This is a genomic window from Lysobacter sp. A289 (genome assembly GCF_054072675.1).
The window spans coordinates 58,104-70,088 of sequence record NZ_JBSVRN010000002.1; the positions used below are offsets into that span (position 1 = coordinate 58,104).

Below are 11,985 nucleotides of genomic sequence, written 5' to 3' on the forward strand. Positions count from 1 at the left end.
CGGCATTGGGTCTTCGTGAAATCACGCCGTCGGTTCAATCCAGGTGCACGTGCGCCCCGTGGCCCTTGGGACAATGGCAGACCGCGGTCGGACCGAATTCGGTGCCGAAGGTCTGACCGTCGCGGTGGCGCTGCCAGTAGAAATTCGGCTCCGGAATCTGGTCGTTGCCAATCTCGGCCATGTCGGCGTCGACATCGAACAACCGACCGTCGACCATCACGTAGCGGGTGTCGATGGTGGCGCGGATGTCCTCCAGCGGGTTGCTGTTGAGCACCACCAGGTCGGCCTGCTTGCCGACTTCCAACGAGCCGATGTCGCTGTCCAGCCCGAGGTAGTCGGCACCATCGATGGTGGCCGCGCGCAAGGCCTCGAAATTGCTGAAGCCGCCGTGGGTCAGCAGCCAGATCTCCCAGTTGGCGCTCAGGCCCTGCAACTGGCCGTGGCCGCCGATCTGGATGCCGACGCCGGCATCGCGCAGGACCTTGGCGGCCTTGGCCACATCGACGTGGTGATAATCCCAGTCCGGCGCGGTCTCGCGGCGGATGCTGCGCGCATCCAGCGTCTCGCGCGGGAAGAAACGGTTGAGCTTGTCGTTCTCCCAGACATTGTCGCGCGCGTACCACCAGTACTCGCCCGACAGTCCGCCGTAGCTGACCACCAGGGTAGGAGTGTTGCGCACGTCGGTCTGTGACCACAGCTCGACCACGTCCTTGTACAGCGGCGCGACCGGGAGGTTGTGCTCGATGCCGGTGGCGCCGTCGAGGATCATCGTCATGTTGTGGTGGAAGGTGCTGCCGCCTTCCTCGACCACCAGCATGCCCAGCTCCCTTGCGGCGGTGTTGATCTGCTGTCGCTGGTCGCGGCGCGGCTGGTTGTAGCTCTTGACCGAGAACGCGCCGTTGGCCTTCATCCGGCGCAGGTGGCTGCGGGCGTCATCGAGCGAGTTCACCTCTGCCTTGAAGTCGCCATCGGCGCCGTACAGGATCGTGCCGGTCGAGAAAATCCGCGGGCCGACCATCTTGCCGGCCTTCTGCAACTCGGCCTCGGAGAACACGAACTCGGTGGTTGCCGACGGGTCGTGCATCGAGGTGATGCCGAACGCGAGGTTGGTGTAGTACGCCCAGTTTTCCTGCGGCACGACCCCTTGGCCGAAGTGCGCGGCGTGGGCGTGGACGTCGATGTAGCCGGGCAGGATGGTCTTGCCGGTCGCATCGATGACGTTGGCGCCGGCCGGCACCTGCACAGCATCGCTGGTGCCAACCGCGACGATCTCGTCACCACGCAGCACGATGGTGCCGTTCTCGATGACCTCCTCGGAATCCTCCGCGTCGCGCATGGTGATGATCCGAGCGTTGGTGAACGCGACCAGTTCGTCGGGCGCGTCGACCGGCACCGTCAGCCCGACCGCGATGCCGCCGCCGTGGACCGGTGCGGCGATGTCCGCCGGCGCGCCGGGCAGGAATGCCACGCTCTCATCGAGCGTGCGCGAGTGGTACCTGTCGCCCACCATCCAATGCAACGATTCCGAGTCGGCCGCCCAGTGCAGGTAGCTGCCGACATCGGCGCTGATCGGCGTCACCGGGATCGCCTTGGAATCCTTGCCCAGTTCGATCGGCTTGCCGATCGAGACCATCGGCGCAACATAGGCTTTGAACAACTCGGTGAACGCGACCCACTTGCCGTCCGGGCTGACCTGCACCGCGTCGACGTACTTGAGGTTGAACACCTCGCGCGCGTCCTCGCCATGCAGCCCGACCGACATCAGCTTCTTCTCCAGCCCACCGCCGGTGAGGTACAGCACGCGGCTGCCGTCGGCGTTGAACTGCGGCGCGCTGCCCTTTTCGGCGACCCGCACCGGCTCACCGCCACCTGCGGGCATCACGTAGACGCCGCGATCGACCGACCACAGGCTGCCGGTCAGGCCGCTGCCGCCGGTCTTGGAGTAGACAATTCGCTTGCCGTCGGGCGAGAACCGCGGGTTGTAGTAGAAGCCCTTCTCATCGGTCAGGCGGGTGCCCTTGCCAGAACCGTTGGCGTTGCGCACGTAGATCGCGCCCAACGCCGCGTCCGACCAAGTGGTGTAGAGCAGCTTGTTGCCGTCGGCGCTGAAGCTGGGCTCGTATTCGTACAGGCCCTCGTTGCCGGTCAGGCGTTTGGGCTCGCCGCCTGGCAGCGACTTGCGCCACAGCTTGCCGAGCGCGTGGAACACCAGCGTGTCGCCATCGGCCGAGGTGGCGACGTCGCGGATCATCTTCGGCGCGAAGCGGCCCTCGTCGATGTCCTGCGTAAAGCGCAGCGGCTCGGTCACGGTCTGCTCGACCTGCGCGGTGAACGGGATTTCGGTCGCCTCGCCGCCCGGCATCGCGATCCGCCACAGTTTGCCCTGCGCCCACAGCACAACCGACTTGGAATCGGGCATCCAGTCGAAGCCGGTGTACGGGCCGAAGATCGCCCAGGCTTCCTGCTGGTCGTGGCTGAGGCCGTCCCACACCGGTCGCACCTCGCCGCTGGCCAGGTCGAGCACGTGCAGCACCGACTTGTCGCGCACGCGCTTGACGAACGCCAGCGACTTGCCGTCGGGCGAGGGCTGCGGCCGCACCGCGCCACCGGGGGTCGCGAGCAGGGTGTCGGTCTTGCCGGTCTGGCGATCGAGCCGCTTGATCGCGTAGATCACCCCATGCGGGTCGCGGTTGTAATTGAACGCGCCACCGTCACTGACATCCTCGGAGTAGTACACGTAGCGGCCGTCGGGCGACACCGCCGGCTCGCCGAGATCCTGCTGGTCGTTCTTGCGCTCGGTCAGCTGCAGGCCTTCCTTGCCGCCGCTGACGTGGTACATCCACAGCTCGCCGGCGCCGAGCGAACGCTCCGAGGTGAAGTGCTTGCGGCCGATGATGAAACGGCCGTCCGGCGTCCACGCCGGGTTGTTGAGCAGGCGGAAGTCCTCCTCGGTGACCTGCACCGGGTCGCTGCCGTCGGTATCAATGCGCCATAGGTTGTTGCCGCCACCACGGTCGGAGGTGAAGGCGAACTCGGCGCCGTCGGGCGAATAGCGTGGCTGCACGTCCCACGCCGGACCGCTGGTGATGCGCTGCGCGGTGCCGCCACCGATGGGCAGGCGGTACAGGTCGCCCAGCAGCGAGAACACCAGCTCGTTGCCATCCGGTGAGACATCGACATCCATCCAGGTGCCTTCATCGGTGCTGAAGCGCACGGTCTTGGTCGGGCCGTGCGCGGCGGTGATGTCCCATTTCTCTGCTTCTTCGTCCTCGCCATCGCGCTGGGTCCTGCCCTTGGCGGCGTCGGGCGCGGCCTGCGCGGGGTCGGTGCCGACCGGGTCGAGCGCGTCCTGCTCCAGTTGCACCGGGTCCCCGGTGGCGTCGCTGGTGTCGCGATCCAGCGGCGGAGTCGGCGTCGGTTGGGGGGCGGGCTGCGGTGCCGGCTGCGGCGGCTTCGGCGGCGGGTCCTGCGCCAGCACGGGCAGGGCAAGGGACGCGGACAGCACGCTGGACAGCGCAAGGACAAGCAGGCGAGGGGTCATGGACAGGCACGCATGGCGGACGAATCGTGCAGCCTAGCCTGCATCCGACGCGCGGTCGTAGGCTGATAGTCCCGGGTCGAGGCGCGGCCGTGTGACCGGCCACCCATTGCCGTTGCCTTGGGGCTCGGCGTGGATTAATCGAAGCGGATGCCGCCCTCGGACGCGAAGCCCACCACCACCGCGCCCTTGCCGACGTTGACCATGCCGGTCAGGCTCATCACGCTTTCGAACACCTCTATGTTGTTCTCGGCGCAGGTCGCGAGCAATTCGTGATAACCCGGCAGGTGGCGCATCTCGTCGAGTTCGCCGCCGTAGCTAAGGCACACCGTCGGGGTCATCAAGCCGGCCTGGATGCGCTTGATGGTGCCGGCGAACACCTTTTCCACCGCCGCATCGAAGCCCTTGATCTTGGCCGCCGGGCCAGTCTCGCCACGGTTGCAATGCAGCACCGGCTTGATGTCGAGCGCGCTGCCGAGCGCAGCGCTGAGCAGGCCGACGCTGCGGTCGCCCTTCTTGCGGGCGCGGGCACGCAGGTAGTACAGGTCGCGCGGCACCAGGTAGCCGTGGGTGTGCAGGGCGAGGTTTTCCAACCGTGCACGGATCTTCGGCGCGCCCTCGCCGGCGTCACGCAGGCGGACGGCCTCCACCGCGGTGATGCCCTGCGCGGCGAACAGGTTCTGAGTGTCGATGACTCGCAGTGCAAACGGCGTGTTGTTGCCGGCGGCCGACCGCGTGGCCCGGTACTCGTTGAGGATCGCGAAGCTGGCCTGCTGGGCGTTGTCGAAGATCGGGCTGCGGCTCTTGGTGATGGTCATGCAGAACACGTAGTCGTAGTCGACCACCATCCGGCCCAGGAACAGCTCCTGGATCTGCTGCACCGTGAACGGCATGGTCTCGGCCTCGGCGCCGCCCTCGGCGACGTGCGCGTGCAGGAACTCCAACGTCGCCTCTTCGTTGCGATGGTCGGCGAGCACCGCCTCGCCTATGCGCACGGTGATCGGCAGCACCGTCACGTCGTGTTGCTGCAGGTACTCCAACGGCAAGTCGCATGCCGAGTCGACAACCAGTCCAATGCGCATGAATCCCCCTGGAGGAAATGACGACGTCGTCACAGAATGCTTGCAGCATAGCGCCGGTGGGGTGGTCGTGCGCGGTGCCGGTGACGAGGCAATCGTCTTGCCATGGTTCGACGGGCTGAGCTTGGTGGAACTTGTCCTGCTGCTCCAGGATCGGCGCGGCACGGCATTCATATTCTCGCCGGCGCCTGACCTGGCACAGCGGCTGGACGCCTGACACGGACTTGTCCGTTTCTGGCCGTTGGCCGCCCACGCGTTTTACGAAATCCTAACGTCACATTCCCTTCGTAGCCTGTGCGGGCCCAGCGATGACGAGCCGATCCCCGCCCTCGATGGCTGGATCGGTGCGCCGCTGCAGCGGACCCCCACACAACCACGAGAACAGCATGTCGCATCGCAATCGAGCCACCCGTGTTTTCGCGCCGCAACCCAGGCCGCTGAGCCGGATCATCCACGGCCTGCTGATTGCCGGCATGGCATCGATGCCGCTGCAGGCCCTGGCCCAGAGCGAGTCGGACGCCGCGGCCGAGCCCACGGAACTCGACGCCGTCCAGGTGACCGGCAGCTACAGCCGCAGCCTCGAGCAGGCGGTGGATATCAAGCGCAGCAACGTCGGCATCTCGGACTCGATTGTCGCCACCGACGTGGTGGACTTCCCCGAGCAGAACCTGGCCGAGGCGTTGCAGCGCATGCCCGGCGTGACCATCGAGCGCAACAAGGGCCTGGGCACCGCGGTCAACGTCCGCGGGCTGCCGTCCGACTACACCCACGTCTCGATCAACGACCTTGCGACGGCCTCGGGCAGCGGCGGGCGCGACGTCGAGTTCGACATCTTCGCCTCGGAGATCATCCAGCAGGTCACGGTGCAGAAGTCGCCCATCGCCTCCGACGAGGAAGGCGGCATCGCCGGTTCGGTCAAGATCTCCACCGCGCGTCCGTTCGACTACAGCGAGCGCAAGCTGGCGTTCTCCGCGGAAGGCGCCCACAACTCCATCTCCGGCGAGACCGATCCCAAGTACTCGTTCCTGGCCAGCGACACCTGGGGCGACTGGGGCGCGCTGGTGTCGTTCTCCAAGGCGGAGCGCACCAACCGCACCGACTCCAACTCGGGGATCAACTTCCGTCCGATGTCGCGGTTCCTGGGTGCCGGCGGCGACCGCAGCGCGCAGGCGGCCGCGGTGCTCGAGCGCGACGCCGGGATCGTGGTCCAGGATCCGGACAACAGCGACGAAACCAACCTCATCATCTTCCAGGACAAGGTCGGCGACCGCATCTACGTCAACGACCAGGACAAGTGGGGCGCCACTGCGGCGCTGCAGTACCGGCCCAGCCGCGACTTCAGCCTGACCTTCGACGCCATGGTCGGCGGCTACGACACCACCGAGGACGAGTACGACGCCGCGGCCTACTCGGCCTCCAGCCGCAGCACGCTGGACACCATCCACGAGTACGACGCCGCCACCCTGGACCAGTACGGCATGGTGGTGCTGCGCGACGTGTCCTACACCGCCACCCAGCACGAGTTCCTGAGTAAGGAGCGCATCAACAAGAGCGACTTCGGCCAGTACAGCATGGCGCTGGACTGGAAGGGCGACAGCTGGACCGTCGATGGCCTGCTCGGCTACTCCGGCGCGGAAAAGACCCTGGACCACGCCAACCTCAAGCACGTGGCCTATGCGCCGTCGCGCACGCGCTGGACCGACACCGGCGGCGAGACGATCCCCAGCGGCGACCCGGCCACCATCGACATGTACGACGCGCCCGAGAGCTACCTGTTCGAGGCGTACGAGACCAGCTTGGAAAAGGTGAGCGACGACAAGTACGCCGCGCAGGTGAACTTCCGCAAGACGCTGGACCTGGCGTTCTTCCCGGCGCTGCACAACGTGCAGTTCGGTGCGCGCTACACCGACAAGTCGAAGGAGCGCAACCGCGGCGAACGCAACATCAAGGGGCCGGGCGAAGGCGATGAGTCATGGGCCGGCGACCGCACCCTGGCCGACAGCGAGCTGGAGTGGGTGACCGACATCGTTCCGGGCGGGAAGTACGAGGCGCGCGACCTGGCCTGGAAGCAGGTGTCCAATGACTACGCGCGGGCTACCTTCCGCTACCCCGGCTTCTCCACGCCGTTCGACGACGGCGAGTACTACCGCGTCGACGAGGAAGCGACCGCCCTGTACGCGATGGCCGACTTCAACTTCGACCTCGGCCGGTTCCCGATATTCATCAACGCCGGTGCGCGCTACGTCGACACCTCGGTGGTGTCCTTCGGCTACCACCCGATCCAGAACCCCGACGGTACCCCGGGCTTCACCGAGGACCCGGTGTCGCAGAAGGGCGACTACTCGGACGTGCTGCCCAGCCTGAACATGACCGCCGAGCTGTCCGACGGCCTGCTGCTGCGCGCGGCCGCGTCGGAGGCGATGATGCGCCCCGCCCTGAGCGACCTGGCCTACAAGCGCACGGCCAGCTGGAGCTCGTTCCGCTTCACCGACGGCAACCCCAACCTGGCGCCGACCTCGGCCGAGCAATGGGACGTCGGCCTGGAGAAGTACCTGGACAACGGTGGCCTGCTGGCGGCGTCGTACTTCCAGAAGAAGATCGACGGTGTGGTCATCAACGCGCTGACCGGGGTGGTACCGGACGTGGCGGTGTACAACGCCAACGGCACGCTCGCCGGCTACTACGACTTCGACGTGTACCAGCCGGTGAACGCCAGTGGCTCCTACGATGTCGACGGCTTCGAGCTGATCGCGCAGTTGCCGTTGAGCATGCTGCACCCCTCGCTGGAAGGTTTCGGCATCAACGCCAACTACACCTCGCTGGACAGCTCGCTCGCTGGCGAGTCGGCGCTCGGCATCAAGACGCCGATGCCGGGCCTGGCCGAGGAGACCTACAACTTCACCCTGTACTACGACAACGCGCGCTTCGACGCGCGTGTGTCGTACAACTACAAGGACGAGTACGTCGAGAGCCTCGGCTACAACATGTATCCGATCTACCGCGATGCCTACGGCCAGACCGACATCTCGGTCGGCTATTGGGTCACCGACAACGTCAAGCTCAGCCTGAAGGGCATCAACATCACCGACGAGGAGACGACCGGCTACACCATGGACCCGTCGTTCCCGACGATGCACGAGTTGTCCGGCCGCCGCCTCAGCCTGGGCGTGCGGGTCGACTTCTGAGCCGGCAGTCACGCGTGGCGATGAGTCGATGAGGGCGCGGATGTCCTTCGGTCGCGCGATGGGGGTGGTGGCGCTGGCCGGACTGCTGGCGGATGGCGTGCCGCCGACGTCCGCGTCCGCCCGCGCCCCGGTCCGCATCGCCTTCATGCCGGACATCCACTTCCACGATGTCTACGCGGAGTTCCAGGACGGGTCCTTCCCGGGGGTGCGCAACCCCCGGAACAGCCGTAACGCCACCGTCCGCACCATGCAGGCGCAGCTGACCTCCACGCGCCTGTTCAACGAGAACTACTTCGCGTTCATCGCCGCGCTGGACAACGCGGTGGCACGCGGCGTGAAGTACATCGCGCTGCCCGGTGACTTTTCCGACGACGGCCAGCCGGTCCACATGCGCGGACTCGCCCGGCTCATGGACGAGTACTCGGCCAGGCACGGCATCGAGTTCTTCGCTGCTCCGGGCAATCACGACCCGGTCCGTCCATTCGAGCAGGCCGGAGGCAAGGACGACTACCTCGGCTACGATCCCGCCACTGGTGCGATCGGCTTTTCGCAGCCCATCTACAGCCGCGGCGGCAACGCCGATTGCAGCACTCCGTATGCGGGCGGGTGGTCCAGGGTAGGCGTGAGCTACTGCACGCAGGAAGTGCGGCACATGGGGTACGCGGGCATCACGCAGGTGCTGGCGCAGCACGGCTTCATGCCGAAGCCGCAGTACCTCTACTACGAGACGCCCTACAGCACCTATAACTACGACGATTACGACTACCCCACGGCGCTGGAACAGGCCGACTGGGTGAACCGCCAGTACGAGATCTGCCACACCTTCTGCAAGACGGTCACCGACACCTCGTACGTGGTGGAGCCGGTCGAGGGCGTCTGGTTGGTGGGGCTGGATGCCAACGTTTATGTACCAACCGGCCCCGGGCCCAACGACCTTACCGGCTCGGGCAACCAGGGCTACAACGCGATGATCCGCCACAAGCCGCATGTGATCGAGTGGCTGCGCAGTGTCGTGGCCCGCGGCGAGGCCCGGGGCAAGCAGGTGATCGCGTTCAGCCACTTCCCGATGGCCGAGTTCTACAACGGCGCATCGGACGATATCGAGGCGCTGCTGGGCGCGGACGCGATGCAGCTGGTGCGCCGGCCTGCCGAGGACACCACCCGCGCGCTGGCCGAAACCGGCCTGAAGGTGCACGTCGGCGGCCATATGCATTTCAACGACATGGCCGTGCGCAACTACGGTGGCGGTACCGCGCTGTTCAACATCCAGGCGCCGTCCCTGGCCGCCTATGTGCCGGCCTACAAACTGATGACGCTCGACGGCACCGCCCGGATCGAGGTCGAGACCGTGCGGCTGGACGAGGTGCCGCGCTTCGACGAACTGTTTGACCTCTATCGCGCCGAGCATGCCTACACCAAGCCCGCGCTATGGAACCTCTCCATCCTGGACGCGACAAGCTATGGCGATTTCACCCATCGCTACATGACCGAGCTTGTACGCCTGCGTCTGTTGAACGACGACTGGCACTGCGACATGCGCGAACTCGTCAAAAGTCCGCTGACCGGCGCCGACCTGCTCGTGCTGTCGCAACTGCAGACTGAGGTCACGCTGAAGGAGCTGGCCAATACTGGTGCGCGCGCTGGGCTTTCGACGGCATTCTTCGACTGCCTGTCCGACGCGGGCGGCAGCGGCGCAAGCAATCCCGCGTTCGCGGCGGACCTCGCCGCCGCAGAAGCCACGGCGCGTGCGCTGGCGCGGGCCAGCGGCATGCAACTGGAGGACCTAGCCCGGTGGCAGGCACTCGAAATGGTCGGTGATTTCGTACGCCTGGCCAATGCCGGCGACCTCGCATTCGCCGATATTTCCGCCGAGCGCGCGGCCCACTACCAACTGATCGCCCGGGCCCTGCGACAAACCGATGCGAGCCTGGTCATGCACGGCGAGCGCGTCAGCAATGCCAACACCATCGGCGACGTGGTGCAGGCGCGTTTCAAGCCGTTGATGGCGATCATGCTCAAGCTCGCCGCAGGCGCGCCGTCCGAGCATGTCCGATTGGACCTGGGGAGCAACGAGCTGATCGACTTGTCGGACAAGCCCTCGCCGTTCTGAGGGGCCGGACCACGGTCACGGTCACGGCCACGAGTACGCGCCGTGCACCGTGCACGGCCGGTTCTTTGCGTTTTGGGGCGCCACGTCGCACTGCCCGGGCCTTTCGGCACACTGCGCCGGCGGCATCGTTTACGGCATGATCAGCCTTCCGGGGGCGCCGCTCCCACTTCAGTCCGGAGCTCCCATGCGCCGCACCCTCGTCGTATCCGCCCTCACCCTGGCCCTGTGCGTCGCCTGCTCGCCCGGCGCGCCTACGGCTGCCACCACTCCTGAGACCACCTCCGCCCAGGCCGGCGCAGCTACCACGGACGCGCGCCTCAACGAATGGTTCGAGCAGAAGTACGAGGAGCAACTGCAGTTCAGTCCGATCCGGATGGCGTTCCTCGGCCGCAAGGATCGCTACTCGGAACTCGACGACATGTCGCGCGAGGGTGCGGCCAAGCAGCTGGCCTGGCAGGTCGCGGCGGCCGAGGAGATGAAGTCCACTTTCGATTACGACGCACTGGGTGATGACGCCAAGCTGTCGTGGGACCTGTTCGTGTACCAGACGGAGGCCGCCAAGGCCGCCGACCGCTTCAGCGACCACCACTATCCGTTCGAGCAGATGGGCGGGGCGCAGTCGTTCCTGCCGACGTTCCTGATCAACTTCCACAAAGTGGATGAGGAGTCCGACTACACCGCCTATGTCGCACGCCTGCGCGAGGTGCCGCGTGCGTTCGGGCAGTTGATGGACCACGTCAAGCGCTCGGCCGGACTCGACATCCGCCCGCCGCGCTTCGCCCATGAAGGCGTGATCGAGCAGGCCGGCAAGGTCATCACCGGCGCACCGTTCACTGATGGCGAGGACAGCGCGCTGTGGGCCGACGCGCAGGCCAAGGCCGATGCGCTGGTGAAGGCCGGCAAGATCGACGAGGCGCGCGCGCAGGAACTGAAAGACGCCGCCCGCGCGGCGCTGGTGGAGGCGGTGCAGCCGGCCTTTGCCGATGTCATCGCCTGGTACAAGGCCGACCTGCCGAATGCGCTGGTCAACCCGTCGGGCGTCGGCACCACCCACCCGGACGGCGCCGCGTACTACACCGAGCGCCTGGCGGCGTCGACCACCACCGACCTCACCCCGGACCAGGTCCACCAGATCGGACTGGACGAGGTCGCGCGCATCCGCGGCGAGATGGAGGCGCTGAAGGACAAGGTCGGCTTCGAGGGCGACCTGAAGGAGTTCTTCCACTTCGTCCGGACCGACCCGCAGTTCAAGTACCCCGACACCGACGCCGGCCGCCAGGCCTACATCGACGACGCCACCGCGGCGATCGACACCATCAAGAAGCAGTTGCCCAATTACTTCGGCCTGCTGCCGAAGGCGGACCTGGTGGTCAAGCGGGTCGAGTCGTTCCGCGAGGTCGACGGCGCCGCGCAGCACTACTACCCGAGCACGCCGGATGGCAGCCGCCCGGGCGTGTACTACGCACACCTGTCCGACATGAACGCGATGCCGAAGACCGAGCTGGAGGTCATCGCCTACCACGAGGGCCTGCCGGGCCACCACATGCAGATCGCTATCGCGCAGGAGCTGGAAGGCGTGCCGGAGTTCCGCAAGCAGGCCGGCTTCAGCGCGTACTCGGAAGGCTGGGGCCTGTACTCGGAGTGGCTGGCGCGCGAGATGCCCGGCACCTACGCCGACCCGTACTCGGAATACGGCCGGCTCACTTCGGAGATGTGGCGCGCGATCCGGCTGGTGGTCGACACCGGCCTGCACGCCAAGGGCTGGACCCAGGAGCAGGCGGTGGCGTTCTTCGCCGAGAACAGTTCGATCCCGCTGGAGGCGGTCCAGGCCGAAGTGCGCCGCTACATCACCTGGCCGGGCCAGGCGACCAGCTACAAGATCGGCATGATCAAGATCCAGGAGCTGCGCGCGAAGGCCGAGACCGAGCTGGGTGAGGACTTCGATATCCGCGGCTTCCACGACGCTGTGCTCGGCGGCGGCGCGCTGCCGTTGATGCTTCTGGAGCGCAAGATCGACCAGTGGATTGCAGGCGAGAAAAAGGTCTGACGCCCGTCATGTCAGGCACCATGCCG

General features: G+C 66.5%; 6 protein-coding genes. 4 read left to right on the plus strand and 2 right to left on the minus strand.

Annotated features, from left to right (window positions below; genetic code table 11):
• Nucleotides 1–34 precede the first annotated feature (34 nt).
• Both ACW5DN_RS12375 and ACW5DN_RS12380 read right to left on the minus strand, forming a co-directional pair.
• Nucleotides 35–3,541: an amidohydrolase family protein gene (locus ACW5DN_RS12375; protein WP_456963119.1), complete on the minus strand. Its 3,507-nt coding sequence runs from the start codon at nt 3,539–3,541 to the stop codon at nt 35–37.
• A 134-nt stretch (nt 3,542–3,675) separates the two neighbouring features.
• Nucleotides 3,676–4,620, minus strand: coding sequence for a DegV family protein (locus tag ACW5DN_RS12380; protein ID WP_456963120.1), 945 nt, complete (start codon nt 4,618–4,620; stop codon nt 3,676–3,678).
• Nucleotides 4,621–4,660: 40 nt separating this feature from the next.
• Here ACW5DN_RS12380 and ACW5DN_RS12385 point away from each other — a divergent pair, with 40 nt between their 5' ends.
• From ACW5DN_RS12385 to ACW5DN_RS12400, 4 genes are all read left to right on the plus strand, one after another.
• Nucleotides 4,661–4,834, plus strand: coding sequence for a hypothetical protein (locus tag ACW5DN_RS12385; protein WP_456963121.1), 174 nt, complete (start codon nt 4,661–4,663; stop codon nt 4,832–4,834).
• 169 nt (nt 4,835–5,003) lie between these two features.
• Nucleotides 5,004–7,802: a TonB-dependent receptor gene (locus ACW5DN_RS12390; RefSeq protein ID WP_456963122.1), complete on the plus strand. Its 2,799-nt coding sequence runs from the start codon at nt 5,004–5,006 to the stop codon at nt 7,800–7,802.
• A gap of 40 nt (nt 7,803–7,842) precedes the next feature.
• Complete coding sequence (locus ACW5DN_RS12395) at nt 7,843–9,912, plus strand: metallophosphoesterase (protein ID WP_456963123.1); 2,070 nt, start codon at nt 7,843–7,845, stop codon at nt 9,910–9,912.
• A gap of 184 nt (nt 9,913–10,096) precedes the next feature.
• On the plus strand, nt 10,097–11,959 hold the full coding sequence (locus ACW5DN_RS12400; RefSeq protein WP_456963124.1) for a DUF885 domain-containing protein: 1,863 nt from the start codon (nt 10,097–10,099) through the stop codon (nt 11,957–11,959).
• Nucleotides 11,960–11,985 lie beyond the last annotated feature (26 nt).